At 42.0% G+C, this 18,814-nt stretch carries 25 protein-coding genes, 1 tRNA gene and 1 rRNA gene; 21 read left to right on the forward strand and 6 right to left on the reverse strand.

Annotation, left to right across the window (positions count from 1 at the left end; translation table 11 throughout):
- Nucleotides 1-2 precede the first annotated feature (2 nt).
- The 14 genes from rplF to EHE21_RS00760 all read left to right on the forward strand — a co-directional run bounded on the left by rplF (nt 3) and on the right by EHE21_RS00760 (nt 7,498).
- Nucleotides 3-536 (forward strand): 50S ribosomal protein L6, encoded by a 534-nt coding sequence (gene rplF, locus EHE21_RS00695; RefSeq protein WP_023583470.1) that lies wholly within the window; start codon nt 3-5, stop codon nt 534-536.
- A 9-nt stretch (nt 537-545) separates the two neighbouring features.
- Nucleotides 546-899: a 50S ribosomal protein L18 gene (gene rplR / locus EHE21_RS00700; RefSeq protein ID WP_023583471.1), complete on the forward strand. Its 354-nt coding sequence runs from the start codon at nt 546-548 to the stop codon at nt 897-899.
- Nucleotides 900-913: 14 nt separating this feature from the next.
- Nucleotides 914-1,414 (forward strand): 30S ribosomal protein S5, encoded by a 501-nt coding sequence (rpsE, locus tag EHE21_RS00705; protein WP_023583472.1) that lies wholly within the window; start codon nt 914-916, stop codon nt 1,412-1,414.
- Between the two features lie 5 nt (nt 1,415-1,419).
- On the forward strand, nt 1,420-1,599 hold the full coding sequence (rpmD, locus tag EHE21_RS00710) for a 50S ribosomal protein L30 (protein ID WP_036914634.1): 180 nt from the start codon (nt 1,420-1,422) through the stop codon (nt 1,597-1,599).
- A 3-nt stretch (nt 1,600-1,602) separates the two neighbouring features.
- Nucleotides 1,603-2,037 carry a 50S ribosomal protein L15 gene (gene rplO / locus EHE21_RS00715; RefSeq protein ID WP_004246944.1) on the forward strand — a complete coding sequence of 145 codons (435 nt, stop codon included), beginning with the start codon at nt 1,603-1,605 and terminating at the stop codon, nt 2,035-2,037.
- Between the two features lie 7 nt (nt 2,038-2,044).
- Nucleotides 2,045-3,367 carry a preprotein translocase subunit SecY gene (secY, locus tag EHE21_RS00720; protein WP_006535510.1) on the forward strand — a complete coding sequence of 441 codons (1,323 nt, stop codon included), beginning with the start codon at nt 2,045-2,047 and terminating at the stop codon, nt 3,365-3,367.
- A gap of 42 nt (nt 3,368-3,409) precedes the next feature.
- Nucleotides 3,410-3,526: a 50S ribosomal protein L36 gene (rpmJ, locus tag EHE21_RS00725; protein WP_071788572.1), complete on the forward strand. Its 117-nt coding sequence runs from the start codon at nt 3,410-3,412 to the stop codon at nt 3,524-3,526.
- 146 nt (nt 3,527-3,672) lie between these two features.
- Entirely contained in the window at nt 3,673-4,029 is a 357-nt protein-coding gene (gene rpsM / locus EHE21_RS00730) for a 30S ribosomal protein S13 (RefSeq protein WP_036914623.1), read from the forward strand.
- A gap of 16 nt (nt 4,030-4,045) precedes the next feature.
- Nucleotides 4,046-4,435, forward strand: coding sequence for a 30S ribosomal protein S11 (gene rpsK, locus EHE21_RS00735; protein WP_002919257.1), 390 nt, complete (start codon nt 4,046-4,048; stop codon nt 4,433-4,435).
- 36 nt (nt 4,436-4,471) lie between these two features.
- The gene (gene rpsD / locus EHE21_RS00740) at nt 4,472-5,092 is read left to right on the forward strand and encodes a 30S ribosomal protein S4 (protein WP_004246942.1); all 621 of its coding nucleotides are present in this window, start codon (nt 4,472-4,474) and stop codon (nt 5,090-5,092) included.
- A gap of 25 nt (nt 5,093-5,117) precedes the next feature.
- Nucleotides 5,118-6,107, forward strand: a complete 990-nt coding sequence (locus tag EHE21_RS00745) for a DNA-directed RNA polymerase subunit alpha (protein ID WP_006535513.1) — start codon at nt 5,118-5,120, stop codon at nt 6,105-6,107.
- Nucleotides 6,108-6,144: 37 nt separating this feature from the next.
- On the forward strand, nt 6,145-6,531 hold the full coding sequence (gene rplQ, locus EHE21_RS00750; RefSeq protein ID WP_004246940.1) for a 50S ribosomal protein L17: 387 nt from the start codon (nt 6,145-6,147) through the stop codon (nt 6,529-6,531).
- A 296-nt stretch (nt 6,532-6,827) separates the two neighbouring features.
- Nucleotides 6,828-7,241: a Zn(2+)-responsive transcriptional regulator gene (gene zntR / locus EHE21_RS00755; RefSeq protein WP_088494060.1), complete on the forward strand. Its 414-nt coding sequence runs from the start codon at nt 6,828-6,830 to the stop codon at nt 7,239-7,241.
- 50 nt (nt 7,242-7,291) lie between these two features.
- Nucleotides 7,292-7,498 carry an alternative ribosome-rescue factor A gene (locus tag EHE21_RS00760; protein WP_109396570.1) on the forward strand — a complete coding sequence of 69 codons (207 nt, stop codon included), beginning with the start codon at nt 7,292-7,294 and terminating at the stop codon, nt 7,496-7,498.
- A gap of 3 nt (nt 7,499-7,501) precedes the next feature.
- Here EHE21_RS00760 and mscL read toward each other — a convergent pair whose 3' ends face one another.
- The 5 genes from mscL to def all read right to left on the reverse strand — a co-directional run bounded on the left by mscL (nt 7,502) and on the right by def (nt 12,380).
- Nucleotides 7,502-7,909, reverse strand: coding sequence for a large-conductance mechanosensitive channel protein MscL (gene mscL, locus EHE21_RS00765; RefSeq protein WP_023583476.1), 408 nt, complete (start codon nt 7,907-7,909; stop codon nt 7,502-7,504).
- A 115-nt stretch (nt 7,910-8,024) separates the two neighbouring features.
- Nucleotides 8,025-9,401: a Trk system potassium transporter TrkA gene (trkA, locus tag EHE21_RS00770; RefSeq protein ID WP_194951602.1), complete on the reverse strand. Its 1,377-nt coding sequence runs from the start codon at nt 9,399-9,401 to the stop codon at nt 8,025-8,027.
- A gap of 94 nt (nt 9,402-9,495) precedes the next feature.
- A complete protein-coding gene (gene rsmB / locus EHE21_RS00775; RefSeq protein ID WP_194951603.1) occupies nt 9,496-10,782 on the reverse strand; it encodes a 16S rRNA (cytosine(967)-C(5))-methyltransferase RsmB in 1,287 nt (428 codons plus the stop codon).
- A 99-nt stretch (nt 10,783-10,881) separates the two neighbouring features.
- Nucleotides 10,882-11,829, reverse strand: a complete 948-nt coding sequence (fmt, locus tag EHE21_RS00780; protein WP_194951604.1) for a methionyl-tRNA formyltransferase — start codon at nt 11,827-11,829, stop codon at nt 10,882-10,884.
- A 26-nt stretch (nt 11,830-11,855) separates the two neighbouring features.
- Nucleotides 11,856-12,380, reverse strand: a complete 525-nt coding sequence (gene def / locus EHE21_RS00785) for a peptide deformylase (RefSeq protein WP_194951605.1) — start codon at nt 12,378-12,380, stop codon at nt 11,856-11,858.
- Nucleotides 12,381-12,510: 130 nt separating this feature from the next.
- Here def and dprA point away from each other — a divergent pair, with 130 nt between their 5' ends.
- The 5 genes from dprA to EHE21_RS00810 are packed head-to-tail and all read left to right on the forward strand — an operon-like array spanning nt 12,511 to nt 15,881.
- The gene (gene dprA, locus EHE21_RS00790) at nt 12,511-13,656 is read left to right on the forward strand and encodes a DNA-processing protein DprA (protein ID WP_194951606.1); all 1,146 of its coding nucleotides are present in this window, start codon (nt 12,511-12,513) and stop codon (nt 13,654-13,656) included.
- Between the two features lie 18 nt (nt 13,657-13,674).
- On the forward strand, nt 13,675-14,232 hold the full coding sequence (locus EHE21_RS00795; RefSeq protein WP_194951607.1) for a type I DNA topoisomerase: 558 nt from the start codon (nt 13,675-13,677) through the stop codon (nt 14,230-14,232).
- Entirely contained in the window at nt 14,225-14,794 is a 570-nt protein-coding gene (gene tsaC, locus EHE21_RS00800) for an L-threonylcarbamoyladenylate synthase type 1 TsaC (RefSeq protein WP_194951608.1), read from the forward strand. Before EHE21_RS00795 ends, tsaC begins: the two co-directional genes overlap by 8 nt.
- A gap of 5 nt (nt 14,795-14,799) precedes the next feature.
- Entirely contained in the window at nt 14,800-15,624 is an 825-nt protein-coding gene (gene aroE, locus EHE21_RS00805) for a shikimate dehydrogenase (RefSeq protein ID WP_194951609.1), read from the forward strand.
- Nucleotides 15,621-15,881 carry a DUF1488 family protein gene (locus tag EHE21_RS00810; protein WP_194951610.1) on the forward strand — a complete coding sequence of 87 codons (261 nt, stop codon included), beginning with the start codon at nt 15,621-15,623 and terminating at the stop codon, nt 15,879-15,881. Before aroE ends, EHE21_RS00810 begins: the two co-directional genes overlap by 4 nt.
- On the opposite strand, the gene EHE21_RS00815 is transcribed toward EHE21_RS00810, so the two are convergent.
- Entirely contained in the window at nt 15,857-16,420 is a 564-nt protein-coding gene (locus EHE21_RS00815; RefSeq protein ID WP_194951611.1) for a gamma carbonic anhydrase family protein, read from the reverse strand. The two genes, EHE21_RS00810 and EHE21_RS00815, sit on opposite strands and share 25 nt — an antisense overlap.
- Nucleotides 16,421-17,033: 613 nt before the next feature.
- On the opposite strand from EHE21_RS00815, the gene EHE21_RS00820 reads away from it, so the two are divergent.
- Together EHE21_RS00820 and EHE21_RS00825 are read left to right on the forward strand one after the other, a co-directional pair.
- A 16S ribosomal RNA gene (locus tag EHE21_RS00820) occupies nt 17,034-18,576 on the forward strand.
- A gap of 84 nt (nt 18,577-18,660) precedes the next feature.
- Nucleotides 18,661-18,736, forward strand: a tRNA-Glu gene (locus tag EHE21_RS00825).
- Nucleotides 18,737-18,814 lie beyond the last annotated feature (78 nt).

Here is an 18,814-nt window from a genome sequence, read left to right on the forward strand (position 1 = left end):
GAATGTCTCGTGTGGCAAAAGCACCCGTCGTCATTCCTGCCGGCGTAGAGGTTAAACTCAACGGTCAGGTAATTACGATTAAGGGTAAAAACGGCGAGCTAACTCGTACTATCCATAATGCAGTTGAAATTCAACATGCTGACAACCACTTAACTTTCGCACCTCGCGATGGTTTTGCTGATGCTTGGGCACAGGCGGGTACTACTCGTTCTCTGTTAAATGCAATGGTTGTAGGTGTTACCGAAGGCTTCACTAAGAAACTGCAACTGGTAGGTGTAGGTTATCGTGCGTCTATTAAAGGCAATGCGGTTAACTTATCAGTAGGTTTTTCACATCCAGTGGAACACCAACTGCCAGCAGGCATCACTGCTGAATGTCCAACACAAACTGAAATCGTACTGAAAGGTGCGGATAAGCAAGTGATTGGTCAAGTAGCAGCTGAACTGCGTGCTTACCGTCGCCCTGAGCCTTATAAAGGTAAAGGTATTCGTTACGCCGACGAAGTTGTGCGTATCAAAGAGGCTAAGAAGAAGTAAGGTAACACTATGGATAAGAAAGCAGCTCGTATCCGTCGTGCGACCCGCGCACGCCGTAAGCTCCAGGAATTGGGTGCGACTCGCCTGGTGGTACACCGTACCCCTCGCCATATTTATGCGCAGGTTATTGCACCAAACGGTTCTGAAACTTTGGTGGCCGCTTCTACTACAGAAAAAGCTATCATTGAGCAACTGAAAAACACTGGAAACAAAGAAGCAGCAGCAGTAGTTGGTAAAATTGTTGCTGAACGCGCTCTGGAAAAAGGTATCAAAGTAGTATCATTTGACCGTTCCGGTTTCCAATATCATGGTCGAGTCCAGGCACTGGCAGATGCTGCCCGTGAAGCTGGCCTTCAGTTCTAAGGTAGGAGTGTAAGATGGCTCACATCGAGAAACAAGCTGGCGAACTGCAGGAAAAGCTGATCGCGGTAAACCGCGTATCTAAAACCGTTAAAGGTGGTCGTATCTTTAGCTTCACCGCTCTTACAGTAGTTGGTGATGGTAATGGCCGCGTTGGTTTTGGATATGGCAAAGCTCGCGAAGTTCCGGCAGCAATCCAGAAAGCGATGGAAAAAGCCCGTCGCAATATGAAAACCGTCGCTTTAAACAACGGTACTCTGTTCCACCCTGTTAAAGGTACTCACACAGGCTCTCGCGTATTTATGCAGCCTGCTCATGAAGGTACTGGTATCATCGCAGGTGGTGCAATGCGTGCAGTTCTAGAAGTGGCTGGCGTTCGTAACGTACTGGCTAAAACCTATGGTTCCACTAACCCGATTAACGTGGTTCGTGCAACACTGGACGCTTTAGATAGCATGAAGTCTCCAGATATGGTCGCAGCTAAGCGTGGTAAATCCGTTGAAGAAATTCTGGGGTAATGACCATGGCTAAGACTATTAAAATTACTCAAACACGCAGCTTAATCGGCCGTCTGCCTAAACATAAGGCAACTATGACTGGTTTAGGTCTGCGTCGCATCGGTCACACTGTAGAACGCGAAGATACACCAGCAGTTCGCGGTATGATCAACTTGGTTTCCTATATGGTTAAAGTTGAGGAGTAAGAGATGCGTTTAAATACTCTGTCTCCGGCTGAAGGTGCCAAGCATGCGCCTAAACGTGTAGGTCGTGGTATCGGTTCTGGCTTAGGTAAAACTGGCGGCCGTGGTCACAAAGGTCAGAAATCTCGTTCTGGCGGTGGCGTACGTCGTGGTTTTGAAGGCGGCCAGATGCCTTTATATCGTCGTTTACCAAAATTTGGTTTTACTTCACGTAAATCATTCGTGACTGCGGAAATCCGTCTGTCTGATTTAGCTTACGTTGAAGGCGATGTAATCGATCTGAATGCACTGAAAGCCGCAAACGTTGTTGGCCCACAGATTGAATTTGCAAAATTAATTCTGTCTGGTGAGGTTAACCGTGCAGTGACTATTCGTGGTCTGCGTGTTACCAAAGGTGCCCGTGCAGCAATCGAATCAGCTGGCGGTAAAATTGAGGAATAAGTGACAGATGGCTAAACAACCAGGTTTAGATTTTCAGAGTGCTAAAGGTGGTGTTGGTGAACTAAAACGCAGACTTTTGTTTGTTCTTGGTGCACTTATTGTCTTTAGGATTGGCTCTTTTATTCCTATCCCTGGTATTGATGCCACTGTGCTTGCCAAATTGCTCGATCAGCAAAAAGGCACCATCATTGAAATGTTTAACATGTTCTCTGGTGGTGCTCTTAGCCGTGCTTCTATCTTTGCGCTGGGTATCATGCCTTATATTTCGGCATCGATTATTATCCAACTCTTATCAGTGGTTAACCCTCGGTTAGCAGAGATTAAGAAGGAAGGGGAGGCCGGTCGTCGTAAGATCAGCCAATATACCCGTTATGGTACTTTGGTGCTGGCGATATTCCAATCAATTGGTATCGCAACAGGCTTACCGAATATGCCAGGAATGCAAGGTCTGGTAATTAATCCAGGTCTACCATTCTATATTACGGCTGTTGTGAGCTTAGTCACTGGGACAATGTTCCTAATGTGGTTAGGTGAGCAAATCACTGAACGTGGTATTGGTAACGGTATCTCAATTATTATCTTTGCAGGTATCGTTGCAGGTCTTCCGCCTGCCATTGGTCAAACCATCGAGCAGGCGCGGCAAGGCGAACTGCACTTCCTCCTGTTATTGTTGGTTGCAGTATTGGTGTTCGCGGTTACTTTCTTTGTTGTTTTTGTAGAAAGAGGACAACGTCGTATCGTTGTTAACTATGCAAAACGTCAACAAGGGCGTAGAATATACGCGGCACAAAGTACACATCTACCACTTAAAGTAAATATGGCGGGTGTTATACCAGCAATTTTTGCTTCAAGTATTATCCTGTTTCCTGGTACAATAACCTCTTGGTTTGGCGATGGTACAGGGTGGGGTTGGCTGACGACGATTTCTTTAAATCTACAGCCTGGTCAACCTATTTATGTGTTACTATACGCTGCTGCAATCATATTCTTCTGTTTCTTCTATACGGCGTTGGTTTTCAACCCAAGAGAAACGGCAGATAACCTGAAGAAGTCCGGTGCATTTGTACCAGGAATTCGCCCGGGAGAGCAGACGGCTAAATATATAGATAAAGTAATGACTCGTTTAACCTTAATCGGTGCCTTGTATATTACCTTTATCTGTCTCATCCCGGAGTTCATGCGTGACGCAATGAAAGTACCTTTCTATTTTGGCGGTACTTCCCTCTTAATCGTGGTTGTGGTCATCATGGATTTTATGGCTCAAGTGCAAACTCTCCTGATGTCAAGTCAGTATGAGTCTGCATTGAAAAAAGCAAATCTTAAAGGTTAATTACTGATAAGCGATTTGTTTTAGAAGTTACGGAGAGTAAAAATGAAAGTTCGTGCTTCCGTCAAGAAAATGTGCCGTAACTGCAAAATTGTTAGACGTCACGGTCACGTGCGTGTAATTTGCAGCGTCGAGCCTAAGCATAAACAGCGTCAAGGCTAATTTATTGCATTTTTTTCTTGCAAAGTTCGGTTGAGCTGGCTAAATTAGCCAGCCCAATCTTTTATAATATATACAGTATTGTTTGAGTATCCTGAAAACGGGCTTTTCAGAATGGTACTGTATAACTGCTAATTTAGGAGTGCATAGTGGCCCGTATAGCAGGCATTAACATTCCTGATCATAAACATACTGTAATCGCATTAACTTCGATTTACGGTATCGGTAAGACCCGCTCACAGGCTATCTGTGTAGCTGCTGGTATTGCTGAGAATGTTAAGATCAGTGAGCTGTCTGAAGAGCAAATCGACAAGCTGCGTGACGAAGTTGCCAAATACGTTGTAGAAGGTGATCTGCGTCGTGAAGTTACCCTGAGCATCAAACGTCTGATGGATCTTGGTACTTACCGTGGTTTACGTCATCGTCGTGGTCTACCAGTTCGCGGTCAGCGTACTAAGACTAACGCACGTACCCGTAAGGGTCCGCGTAAGCCGATCAAGAAATAATCGGGGTATTTGAACAATGGCAAAAGCACCTATTCGTGCACGTAAGCGTGTAAGAAAACAAGTCTCTGACGGTGTGGCTCATATCCATGCTTCTTTCAACAACACAATCGTTACTATTACCGATCGTCAAGGTAACGCATTGGGTTGGGCTACTGCCGGTGGTTCCGGTTTCCGTGGTTCTCGTAAATCTACTCCGTTCGCGGCTCAGGTTGCAGCAGAACGTTGCGCTGAAGCTGTTAAAGAGTACGGAATTAAGAACTTGGAAGTTATGGTTAAAGGACCTGGTCCTGGTCGTGAGTCAACTATCCGTGCATTAAACGCGGCTGGTTTCCGCATCACTAATATTACTGATGTGACTCCGATTCCTCATAACGGTTGTCGTCCACCGAAAAAACGTCGCGTTTAATAACGTTTTCGTTTTTAGGAAAGTTGGAGAAAGAAAATGGCAAGATATTTGGGTCCTAAGCTCAAGCTGAGCCGCCGTGAAGGTACAGATTTATTTCTAAAATCTGGCGTTCGGGCGATTGACACCAAGTGTAAACTGGAACAAGCACCAGGTCAGCACGGCGCACGTAAACCGCGTCTTTCTGATTACGGTGTTCAGTTACGTGAAAAACAAAAAGTACGTCGTATTTACGGTGTTCTAGAACGTCAATTCCGTAACTACTACAAAGAAGCAACTCGTCTGAAAGGCAACACAGGTGAAAACCTGCTGACTCTGCTGGAAGGTCGTCTGGATAACGTTGTTTATCGTATGGGCTTTGGCGCAACTCGCGCAGAAGCACGTCAGATGGTTAGCCATAAAGCAATCATGGTAAATGGTCGCGTGGTTAACATTGCTTCTTATCAGGTTTCCCCGAATGACGTAGTCAGCGTTCGTGAAAAATCGAAAAAACAGTCTCGTATCAAGGCTGCTTTAGAGCTGGCTGAACAGCGTGAAAAGCCAACATGGCTGGAAGTTGATGCTGCTAAGATGGAAGGTGTGTTCAAACGTATTCCTGAACGTACTGATTTGTCTGCTGACATTAACGAGCACCTGATCGTCGAGCTTTACTCCAAGTAAGGCTTAGCACCAAAGAGAGGACACAATGCAGGGTTCTGTGACAGAGTTTCTAAAACCGCGCCTGGTTGATATCGAGCAAGTCAGTTCGACGCACGCCAAGGTGACCCTTGAACCATTAGAGCGAGGCTTCGGCCATACTCTTGGTAACGCACTGCGCCGTATTCTGCTTTCGTCTATGCCGGGTTGTGCGGTAACAGAGGTTGAGATTGATGGTGTACTGCATGAGTACAGCACCAAAGAAGGTGTTCAGGAAGATATCCTAGAAATACTGCTCAACCTTAAAGGGTTGGCGGTAAAAGTTCATGGTAAAGATGAAGTTATTCTTACTTTGAGCAAATCTGGCATTGGCCCTGTTATTGCAGCCGATATCATCCATGACGGTGATGTCGAAATCGTCAAGCCGCAGCACGTTATCTGCCACCTTACAGACGAGAACGCATCTATTAATATGCGTATCAAAGTTCAGCGTGGTCGTGGTTATGTGCCGGCTTCTGCCCGAATTCATTCGGAAGAAGATGAGCGCCCTATCGGTCGCCTTTTAGTAGACGCGTGCTATAGCCCAGTTGAGCGTATTGCTTATAATGTGGAAGCAGCTCGTGTTGAACAGCGTACCGACTTGGATAAGCTGGTTATCGAGATGGAAACTAACGGTACTATCGATCCAGAAGAATCGATTCGCCGTGCAGCGACTATCCTGGCTGAACAGCTTGAAGCTTTTGTTGACTTACGTGATGTTCGTCAACCAGAAGTTAAAGAAGAGAAGCCAGAATTCGATCCTATCTTACTGCGCCCAGTAGACGATCTTGAATTGACTGTCCGCTCTGCTAACTGTCTGAAGGCAGAAGCAATCCACTACATCGGTGATCTGGTACAGCGTACTGAAGTTGAATTACTTAAGACGCCTAACCTTGGTAAGAAATCTCTTACTGAGATTAAAGACGTACTGGCGTCGCGTGGTTTATCTCTGGGCATGCGCCTTGAGAATTGGCCACCTGCAAGTATCGCTGATGAATAAGATCACAGGTTAAGGTTTTACTGAGAAGGATAAGGTCATGCGCCATCGTAAGAGTGGTCGTCAATTGAACCGCAACAGCAGCCATCGTCAGGCTATGTTTCGTAACATGGCAGGTTCTTTAGTTCGTCATGAGATCATCAAGACAACTTTGCCTAAAGCGAAAGAACTGCGTCGCGTCGTTGAGCCGCTGATTACTCTTGCCAAGACCGACAGCGTAGCTAATCGTCGTCTGGCATTCGCCCGTACTCGTGATAACGAAGTCGTGGCAAAACTGTTTACAGTATTAGGTCCGCGTTTTGCGAGCCGTGCAGGTGGTTACACTCGTATTTTGAAGTGTGGCTTCCGTGCTGGTGACAACGCTCCAATGGCTTACATTGAGCTTGTTGACCGTGCTGATTCTGAAACAGAAGCAGCAGCTGAATAATTTAATTATTATTTAGTGAAGCGAATAAAAAGACCGGATTTTTAATCCGGTTTTTTTACATCTATCAAAAATGATAGTTATGAAACTACCGTTATAAAAATAATCTATCAAGCCATCTCCTGACCTTTCTATTTGTTATTCCATGCTTTTTTGCCTACCCTTGTGTTACATCATATTTATTTTCTGTTATTTCAGCATACTGCTATTTTGGTAAGATAAGCTTCGCACTATATTTCAATTCTATTCTTTTGATTATTTGTTATGCTTATGCATCAGCTAAAGTGAGGGAATGATCCATGTATCGTATTGGGCAGGTTGCAAAATTAGCGAATGTGACAACAGATACAATCCGTTTTTATGAAAAACAAGGGTTGATGGATCATGACAGGCGAACGGAAGGCGGTTATCGCTTATATACAGAGAAAGATCTCCAACGTTTACGTTTTATTCGTTATGCAAAGGAGTTGGGCTTTACATTAGATGCGATTACAGAACTACTTTCTATTCGTGTTGATCCCGCTCATCACACCTGTGTTGAATCAAAACACATTGTTGATGCAAGACTTGCTGAAGTTGAAATTCGCTTGAAAGAAATGGAAAGAATGCGAGATTCATTGAAGATGTTGAGTAATGCATGTTGTGGTAGTGCTCATGAAAGTACTTATTGTTCTATCCTTGAAATACTTGAATCTGGAGCCACAAAGCAATAATATCTGTGCCGTATTGTGTTTTATGTTCTTTAACAATTTAAGAGGTTTTTATGTCTAGCAAATATCAGCACCAGAAAGGTGTTATTAAAGATAATGCCTTAGCAGCACTTGTTCATGATCCACTATTTAGACAACGCGTGGAAAAGAATAAAAAAGGGAAAGGAAGTTATATGAGAAAAGCGAAGCATAACAAGAAGGGTAACTGGGAGGCCAGTGATAACAAAAGATTTTTTCAATTGTTATCACTGGCCTTTTAGTTTTTATTTTTGCTGATTTTTTAATAAATCACGAATTTCTGTTAATAGAGTTTCTTCTGCGGAAGGTGCCGGTGGTGCTTTAGGTGCTTCTTCTGCTTGACGACGAGTTTTGTTAATCAATTTGATTGCGCAGAAAATCGCAAATGCAACAATGGCAAAGTCAAAAACAGTTTGAATGAACATACCATAATTTAGTACAACTGCCGGTACATCCCCACTAGCATCTCTTAATACAAGGCTAAACTGTTTGAAATCAATACCACCGATTAACAAGCCTAGTGGTGGCATAATAATATCAGCAACTAATGATGAAACAATCTTACCGAAAGCAGCACCAATGATGACACCGACTGCCATGTCAACAACGTTACCTTTCATTGCGAATTCACGAAACTCTTTGAAAAAAGACATAACCACCCCTTATTTATCTATGCATAGATTTATTATGTAAAAATATAGTATCTAACATGATAATAGTAGACCATTATAAGTAACAATTACTATTATTCTTATTTCTACGTAGTCTTTATAAGAAAAATGGGCTAGGTTGGAAAAGCTTTTCTACTTCAGGGACATATTTTTTATCCGTGATAAACATAATCACATGATCTCCCTGTTCTATGGAGTGACTTGCGTTCGCAATAATAACATCTTGCTCTCTAACAATTGCACCAATGATAGTTCCAGGTGGTAGTTTTATATCTTGTATACGACGACCAACAACTTTTGATGTATTTTCATCACCATGTGCAACGGCTTCGATTGCCTCTGCAACACCTCGTCGTAATGAAGAAACGCTTACAATATCGGCTTTACGAACATGGCCTAAAAGTGCAGAAATTGTTGCTTGTTGTGGTGATATCGCAATATCAATAACCCCACCTTGGACTAAATCAACATAAGCACTACGCTGAATAAGCACCATCGCCTTTTTGGCACCCATTTTTTTCGCCAACATCGCTGACATAATATTGGCTTCATCATCATTAGTCAGTGCGATAAAGACATCGATTTGTTCTATATGTTCTTCTGCTAGAAGCTCTTGATCAGATGCGTCACCATAAAAAACAATAGTGTCATGGAGTAGTTCAGCGAGTTCTGTTGCACGTTGCTGATTATGTTCAATAAGCTTGACGCTATAATCTTTTTCTAATCTAGCGGCTAAACCGGCACCGACATTACCGCCGCCAACAATCATAATGCGTTTATAAGGTTTTTCTAATCGTTGTAATTCACTCATTACTGCACGAATATGCTGAGATGCAACGACAAAGAAAACTTCATCTCCCGCTTCAATAATTGTAGAGCCTTGAGGTCGGATAGGCCTGTCTTGACGAAAAATTGCAGCAACACGCGTATCAATATGTGGCATATGATCACGTAATGTTGATAGCGCATTTCCGACGAGAGAACCACCATAATATGCTTTTACAGCAACAATACTGACTTGGCCATCGGCAAAATTAACAACTTGTAAGGCACCTGGGTATTGGATCAATTTATATACATAATCAATAACCAAATGCTCAGGAGAGATTAAGTAATCAATGGGAATAGCTTCAGGGAGAAAGAGTTTGTCTGCTTCACGAACAAATTCAGAGGCACGTATCCGAGCAACTTTATTGGGTGTATTAAACAAAGTGTAAGCAACTTGGCATGCAATCATATTGGTTTCGTCAGAGTTGGTGACGGCAACCAGCATATCTGCATCTTCAGCACCGGCTTCTCGTAAGATCCTTGGATGAGAGCCATGCCCATTGACTACTCGTAAATCGAATTTATCTTGAAGTTGGCGCAAACGATCTGCATTAGTGTCAACGACAGTAATATCATTATTCTCCCCGACAAGATTTTCAGCGAGAGTACCACCTACTTGACCAGCGCCTAAGATAATAATTTTCATCGTAATTTCTCAGAGTATTCGATTAACAAATAGAAAAGAAACGCAAGATCTTGATGATCTTGCGTTGAAATAGTAGCGGTTTTTAGATCTGATATCATCTTTTATCACAAGATCGTATTTTCTTGATCAATGCATAAAAGAAACCATCGCCACCTTCTTCTTCTGGCAAGCATTGGTGCTGATAATCACATTGTGCATCTTTCGTTGATGCTAAGAAGGCTTCAACTTGTTGTTTATTCTCTTCAGGTAAAATAGAGCAAGTTGCATAGACCAACGTACCACCAGATTTTAGGTATGGCCAAATAGCGTGAAGGATCTCTTTTTGAATTTGAGCTAATTGCTCAATGTCGTCATTACGGCGAAGCCACTTAATATCTGGATGACGGCGGATAACGCCTGTTGCTGAGCATGGTGCATCAAGAAGAATTCGATCAAACTGCATACCTGCACACCATTGTTCAGGATAACGACCATCACCACTTTTGACGACAGCATTAAGTTTTAAACGAGTAAGGTTCTCTTGTACACGTTTCAAACGTTGCTCATCTATATCGATTGCTAATACTTGAGCCTGAGGATCTATCTCTAAAATATGTGTTGTTTTACCACCCGGCGCTGCACATAAATCAAGGATCTGCTCTTTATTTTCTGGCGCTAATAATTCAGCGCAACGCTGAGCTGAACGATCTTGAACTGTTACCCAGCCATCGGCAAATCCAGGAAGAAGATTCACGTTACATGGGTTCTCTAAACGGATCGCAAAAGGGTGGCTATCATCAGCAACAGCGGCAATTTCTTCCTTTTCAAGTAATGTTAAATACTCTTCTCGTGAATGATGGCGTTGATTTACGCGTAGCCACATAGGTGGTTTTTGATTATTACCTTCAACAATATTCATCCATTGTTCAGGATAAGCCTGTTTAATACGGGCAAGTAGCCATGATGGATGGAGAAAACGATTTTCACTATTTTGAAAACGCTCATTTAGAATATCTTGTTGACGTTGAAACTGACGCAACACACCGTTAATTAATCCTTTTAACTGTGGTTTCTTTAGTGCAACAGCGCCATTTACTGTTTCTGCTAGAGCGGCATGAGCAGGAATACGTGTATAAAGAAGCTGATATAAGCCAACCATAATGAGGTAGTGTAAAATACGCTGTTTACCTTTTAATGGTTTATCCATGAGTTGCTGAATAGTCCATTCTAATTGTGGTAATGTACGTAATACACCAAAGCAAATTTCTTGTAGTAATGCCTTGTCTTTGTCTGAAACATTTTTTTGAAGTTCGGGTATGACAGTGCTTAGAGATAACCCTTGATCTAATACTTGGTTAATTGCTTTGGCTGCAATGCTACGTAAGTTGTATGACGTTTTCATGATGAGTCAACGTTTAATATTGAGCGCCAGAGATGTACTACATTGGCGTGAAAAAAGGAAAACCCTGATAAAAGTGTTAGATATCAGGGTTTAGAATTATTATTGAATGATTTTTCCAGGAGTGAACCAATCTCGCTTGGAGTTTAAGAAATCGGCAGAAGCCATAGGTTTCTTACCTGATGGTTGCAATTCAGTAATATTTAGAATGCCGTTACCTGTCGCAATATAAATACCCGTTTTATCTGCTTTTAATAAGGCTCCTGCTGGTTGATTTGTATCGTCAGCAATAGCTTGTGCTTTCCATACTTTCACAGGTTGCTCATCTAACATGAAAAAGCTCATTGGCCACGGATTGAATGCTCTTATGCAACGTTCAATCTGTTCTGCTGATAATAACCAATCAATTTTTGCTTCTTCTTTAGATAATTTTTGCGCGTAATTAGCTAAATTATCATCTTGTTTTTCAGCTTTTATTTTACCTGAGGTAATGAGATCTAACGTAGTTGTTAGAGCCTTCGGTCCAAGCTCTGCAAGCTTTTCATAAAGAGATGCACTGGTATCTTCATTTGTAATTGGGCACGAGGCTTTATACAGCATATCACCTGTATCTAAGCCAACATCCATTTGCATAATTGTGACACCTGTTTCTTTATCTCCTGCCCACAAAGAGCGTTGAATTGGTGCAGCACCACGCCATTTAGGAAGGAGAGAACCATGCACATTAAGGCAACCTAAACGCGGTATTTCGAGAACGGCTTTAGGTAAGATCATGCCATAAGCGACAACAATCATAATGTCTGCTTGTTGTGCAACTATCCACTCATGGTTCTCTTCTGGTTTTAAAGAGGCAGGCTGATAAACAGGAATATTATGAGTTAACGCCAGTTCTTTAACAGGGCTAATAGTCAGTTTCTTACCTCTTCCTGCGGGTTTATCTGGAGGAGTGAGTACTCCCACCACTCGATGTTGGGTTGATAACAATGCAGCTAAATGTCGAGCCGCAAAATCGGGTGTTCCCGCAAAAATAATACGTAATGAATCAGACACGTTTTCTTCCTGTTTCAATTTAACTGTTACTGTCCTGCTTTAGCTCTTTTTTTATCTAGCTTATCGAGTTTTTCAACTTTTTGACGGATGCGTTGGCGTTTTAATGGAGATAAATAATCTACAAATAATTTACCAACTAAATGATCCATTTCATGTTGAATACAGATAGCTAATAAATCATCAGCCTCTAACTCAAAAGGTTGGCCATTGTAATCAAGAGCTCTTACTTTTACATGCTCTGCACGAGGAATAAAAGCACGCTGTTCTGGAACAGACAAACAGCCTTCTTCTATGCCTGTATCGCCATCAGCATCAAGAAGTTCTGGGTTTATTAATACCAGTCTTTGATCCCTAGTTTCAGAGACATCAATGACGATAATGCGCTGGTGGATATTCACCTGTGTCGCAGCTAAGCCGATACCTTCTTCCAAATACATTGTTTCAAACATATCATCGACAATTTTTTGGATTTCGGCATCAACTTTTTCGACTGGCTTTGCAATCGTGCGAAGGCGCTCGTCTGGATAATGTAATACGTGTAACACTGCCATAATTTATTCGGACTGTTTCTAAAATGTGAATAGGATTTAACGTCTATTCTAGACATTTATTGTCTAGATTGACAGTATTTGGTGTGTTTAGCACTCACCCTGTTTGCTAAAAACAATATTAGGATAAAGCATGGATGCTAGAGAAATATGGATAAGGCTTAATGCTGTTTCAAGACTACCCACTAATAAAGCAATTCAAATTGCAGGGTATCTACAATCTTTAACTCAATTAAATCAAAGACTATTAATAGGTTGTGGTCTGTCAGAACAGCAAAGTCACCAATTCTTAAGACTTCATGCAAATACTGTCAACGATACATTAAAATGGTTAGATAAAAACGAATCATCATTATTAACGATTACAGATTCAGATTATCCACCCTTATTAAAGCAAATATCATCGCCCCCACTTTTGCTTTTTGTTGCAGGGAATAGACAGTATTTAAAAAGCACACAAATTGCATTAATTGGTAGTCGAGTTGCTACACCATACGGTTCTAAATGGGCAACTTATTTTGCACAGGAACTAGTAAAGAAAGAGCTCACTATTACAAGTGGCTTAGCTCAAGGTATTGATGGTATTGGACATCGAAGTGCATTAAAAAATAATGGTATTACTATTGCTGTACTAGGGAGTGGTTTAGAGCAGATTTATCCGTCATTTCATCGTACTCTTGCAACACAAATAAAAGAATCTGGTCTTCTTATTTCTGAACATTTACCTATGACTCCACCTTTAGCGCGTCATTTTCCTCAACGTAATCGAATTATTAGTGGATTAAGTGCTGCACTACTTATTATTGAAGCCGGAATTAAAAGCGGTTCTTTAATAACAGCAAACTATGCTTTGCAACAAGGTAAAGAGTTGTTCGTGTTACCGGGACTATTGGGTGATATTCATTTTGAAGGTAATCACCAACTTATTAAGCAAGGTGCAAATTTAACATCTTCACCTGAAGATATCTTTGAATATTTAAATAGTTCTTTGCAGTGGCTTACTTGTGTTAATGAGTATCAACAAAAACAAATCACAGAAGAATATACAACACTTATTAATAGTGAAAAACAAGAGGCTAAAGTAGAACAATTTACACCTGAACAACAGCAGGCGATGGAAGTGATATTACCTTTTCTACGTTTTAATAAAACTGTACCCATTGATATCATTGCTCAGGATAGTGGACTATCAACTTCTGAATTAGCTCCTCTTTTATTAGAGCTTGAGCTTATTGAAAAAGTCGCTATTGTGGCTGGTGGCTATACTCGATTGGAATAAGTGTAATGAGGTAAAACAATGGCAAAGCATATGCCGTTTACACAGCAGCCTGAACAGGAAAAATGCCCTGAATGTGGCAGTGCATTAGTGATGAAAAGTGGAGGGCATGGCCCTTTTTTAGGATGTTCGGCTTACCCTGATTGCCACTATATTAAAACATTAAAATCACAAGGTGATGGGCAAATTATAAAAGTCTTAGAAGGGCAACCTTGTAAGTGTTGTGGTGCAGATTTAGTTTTACGTCAGGGTAAATTTGGGATGTTTATTGGTTGTAGTAATTATCCTGAATGTGAACATATAGAACAAATTGATAAACCTGATGAAACCGTTATACCTTGTCCTCAATGCGAAAAAGGAAAATTACTACAACGTAAGTCTAGGTTTGGTAAGACATTCTATGCTTGTAACCAATATCCAGAATGCCAATTTGTATTAAATAACAAGCCGGTTAATGGTGAATGTGAATATTGCCACTATCCATTATTGATGGAAAAAAGGTCTTCTCAAGGAGTAAGATTGGTGTGCGCCAGCAAATTATGTGGAAAGCAACAAACAAAAAGAGAAGAACATGAATAACGAAGCATCACCTGTAAGCAACACTATAATAGCAGCATTAAAAAATAATAAAGTCATCGCATATCCAACAGAAGCCGTGTTTGGGGTAGGTTGTGATCCTGATAGCGAACATGCTGTTATGGCATTATTAATGTTAAAACAACGCTCAATTGACAAAGGGCTAATTTTAATTGCTGATAATTATGAGCAATTGAAACCTTATATCGACGATAGTGCATTGACTCAAACTCAGCGAGATAGAATGTTTGCGTCTTGGCCGGGACCTGTTACATGGGTTATTCCTGCCAAATCAACGACGCCAAAGTGGTTAACTGGAAAATTTACTTCTTTAGCTGTGAGAGTAACAGACCACCCAGTTGTTAAAGAACTCTGCCTAGCCTATGGAAAACCTTTAGTTTCAACGAGTGCGAATTTAAGTGGATTACCACCATGTCGTACAGTTGAAGAAGTAAAAGCACAGTTTCAGGATACAATTCCTATCGTTGAAGGGAGTGTCGGAGGTAGACAGAATCCTTCTGAAATCCGAGATGCATTAACGGGTGAATTATATCGACAAGGGTGATTGTGATGGAAAAATATTTAGTGATGGGAAACCCTATCGAGCATAGTCAGTCTCCTTTCATCCACCAATTTTTTTCAAAACAAACAGGAATAGAGTATGGCTATGGACGTTTACTTGTTCCTTTAGGTGAATTTGATAAAACAGCCTCACATTTTTTTTCTAATGGGGGGCGAGGTGCTAATGTAACTGTTCCTTTTAAAGAAGATGCATTCCGCTTTGTGGATAAATTAACGGATAGAGCGAAAGCATGTGGTGCAGTTAATTCTATTGTTAAATTGGAAGATGGCTCACTCCTTGGTGATAATACCGATGGGCAAGGACTTATTCTGGATTTAGCAAGACTCGATTTTATTGTGCCTAATAAGATTAAATCAGTCTTAGTTATCGGTGCTGGTGGCGCAACAAGAGGAATACTGCTTCCATTACTTGATTTTGATTGTGATATTACTTTAACCAATCGTACATTTGCTAAAGCTGAACAATTAGTAAAAGAATTTAGTCAATTTGGAACGATCCGAGCAATAGCTGTCGAAGATGTTGCCGATAGACATTACGATTTAATTATAAATGCCTCTTCATCCAGCATGACTAATGATTTACCACCTATTCCTAACACTGTTTATGGTTTTGATACAGCGTGCTACGATCTTTATTATCAAACAGGGATGACATCATTTCTATATAACGCGTTAAAACATGGAAGCACGCGTTTATCAGATGGATTAGGTATGTTAGTAGGACAAGCCGCTTATGCACTTGAACTGTGGTATGAAATTGTGCCGGATATTAATCCCGTCCTTAATGTATTAAGAGAAAGATTGAATCAATGAACCAGTCCATTCAATTTCCAGATCGTGAAATATGGCTAGCTGAGGATAGGAGTGTTCTTTTTCCTATAATGATCAACGGAATGCTTTTTGATTGTCAAATTACAGAGCAAGAGCTTATTGAACGTTTTGGTGTTGGAGAAGGAATTTTATTATTTAAACAAAATCGTTGGGACATTGAAGAAGAATTTGAAGAGTTGGTAACGGAATATGAGTTATCAACTCTCCATCCTATCTATTCTTTATCAATGGCAGATTGACGAGTAGCTAAATAGTTATTTTTCCACCCGACATAATTATTAGCAGAATAGATAAAGTGCTCTATTTCTGCTGATGAAAGTGGACGGATCTTTTTCACTGGACTTCCTAAATAAAGAAAACCACTTTCAAGCCGCTTTCCTGGTGGAACTAAACTGCCTGCGCCAATCATTACATCGTCTTCAATAATTGCACCATCAAGTAAAATAGAACCCATTCCGACTAAAACACGATTTCCTATTGTGCAGCCGTGCAACATTGCTTTGTGCCCAACAGTAACATTATCACCAATGATAAGAGGAAAACCTTCAGGATCCTCGGGTGAGATGTGAGTGACATGAAGGACTGAACCATCTTGAATATTTGATCTTTTCCCAATACTCACGTAATTCACATCACCACGAATAACAACCATAGGCCAGATACTGACATCTTCACTCATACGTACATCTCCAATCACAGTTGCTGTTTCATCAATAAAAACATCTTTGTCGATAGAAGGCGAAAGGTGTAAGTAATTCCTGATTGTTGATTTCCCCATAATTTAACCTCGTATTTGGTTTCACTTTATAATAAGAAAAGCATAGCAGCGGATGGGGCAGGCTGGCGAGAGCAATGATTTTTATACAGTAAGACTATAAAAACCGATAATAAAGGAGAAAGCAGAGTAATAGAGTGTAATTGATAGAATATACCGAATAGACAATAACAAGATAAAGCGTATATTTTTTACACACAAAAGATGTTTTTCGTATCAAAAATAGACGTAAAGTTCAAAAAGAGAACGAACAGAAAAAAAGTTGAAATAAATACTTGCGCTAATCCGAGAACTCCCTATAATGCGCATCCACTGACCGACGATGAGCTGACAACAGCCGCGAAGGACAGCGAAGAGAAAAGAAAAAAGTTTGAAAAAACTCTTGACTCTTCAGAGGAATAACGTAATATACGCCTCCTCGCAACAACGCAGAAGACCGGAAACGGCAGCGAATGTTGCACTGCTCTTTAACAAATTATCAGACAATCTGTGTGGGCACTCGCAGAGACGATATCTTCTAAAATATTAGATGTATCAAGTCTTGAAGAGTGAACAACAAAAGTAAATTCATTTATGAATAGCTAAGTTTTCGATTTCTTTGAGCATCAAACACTTTTAATTGAAGAGTTTGATCATGGCTCAGATTGAACGCTGGCGGCAGGCCTAACACATGCAAGTCGAGCGGTAACAGGGGAAAGCTTGCTTTCTTGCTGACGAGCGGCGGACGGGTGAGTAATGTATGGGGATCTGCCCGATAGAGGGGGATAACTACTGGAAACGGTGGCTAATACCGCATGACGTCTACGGACCAAAGCAGGGGCTCTTCGGACCTTGCGCTATCGGATGAACCCATATGGGATTAGCTAGTAGGTGAGGTAATGGCTCACCTAGGCGACGATCTCTAGCTGGTCTGAGAGGATGATCAGCCACACTGGGACTGAGACACGGCCCAGACTCCTACGGGAGGCAGCAGTGGGGAATATTGCACAATGGGCGCAAGCCTGATGCAGCCATGCCGCGTGTATGAAGAAGGCCTTAGGGTTGTAAAGTACTTTCAGCGGGGAGGAAGGTGTTAAGATTAATACTCTTAGCAATTGACGTTACCCGCAGAAGAAGCACCGGCTAACTCCGTGCCAGCAGCCGCGGTAATACGGAGGGTGCAAGCGTTAATCGGAATTACTGGGCGTAAAGCGCACGCAGGCGGTCAATTAAGTCAGATGTGAAAGCCCCGAGCTTAACTTGGGAATTGCATCTGAAACTGGTTGGCTAGAGTCTTGTAGAGGGGGGTAGAATTCCACGTGTAGCGGTGAAATGCGTAGAGATGTGGAGGAATACCGGTGGCGAAGGCGGCCCCCTGGACAAAGACTGACGCTCAGGTGCGAAAGCGTGGGGAGCAAACAGGATTAGATACCCTGGTAGTCCACGCTGTAAACGATGTCGATTTAGAGGTTGTGGTCTTGAACCGTGGCTTCTGGAGCTAACGCGTTAAATCGACCGCCTGGGGAGTACGGCCGCAAGGTTAAAACTCAAATGAATTGACGGGGGCCCGCACAAGCGGTGGAGCATGTGGTTTAATTCGATGCAACGCGAAGAACCTTACCTACTCTTGACATCCAGAGAATCCTTTAGAGATAGAGGAGTGCCTTCGGGAACTCTGAGACAGGTGCTGCATGGCTGTCGTCAGCTCGTGTTGTGAAATGTTGGGTTAAGTCCCGCAACGAGCGCAACCCTTATCCTTTGTTGCCAGCGCGTGATGGCGGGAACTCAAAGGAGACTGCCGGTGATAAACCGGAGGAAGGTGGGGATGACGTCAAGTCATCATGGCCCTTACGAGTAGGGCTACACACGTGCTACAATGGCAGATACAAAGAGAAGCGACCTCGCGAGAGCAAGCGGAACTCATAAAGTCTGTCGTAGTCCGGATTGGAGTCTGCAACTCGACTCCATGAAGTCGGAATCGCTAGTAATCGTAGATCAGAATGCTACGGTGAATACGTTCCCGGGCCTTGTACACACCGCCCGTCACACCATGGGAGTGGGTTGCAAAAGAAGTAGGTAGCTTAACCTTCGGGAGGGCGCTTACCACTTTGTGATTCATGACTGGGGTGAAGTCGTAACAAGGTAACCGTAGGGGAACCTGCGGTTGGATCACCTCCTTACCTAAGAGATACGTGTTATGTGCAGTGCTCACACAGATTGTCTGATGAAGAACGAGCAAAAGCGCGTCTGCGAAGCTGACAAGAGTCCCCTTCGTCTAGAGGCCTAGGACACCGCCCTTTCACGGCGGTAACAGGGGTTCGAATCCCCTAGGGGACGCCAATTGCGCGGTATGAGTGAAAGGCGTACCACACTATGTCTGATGAAAATCAGAGAATAGTTAAGATAATTCGCATGAGT

Origin of the sequence: Proteus sp. GOKU (genome assembly GCF_015475555.1) — a bacterium.
Taxonomy (GTDB): Bacteria; Pseudomonadota; Gammaproteobacteria; order Enterobacterales; family Enterobacteriaceae; genus Proteus; species Proteus mirabilis_B.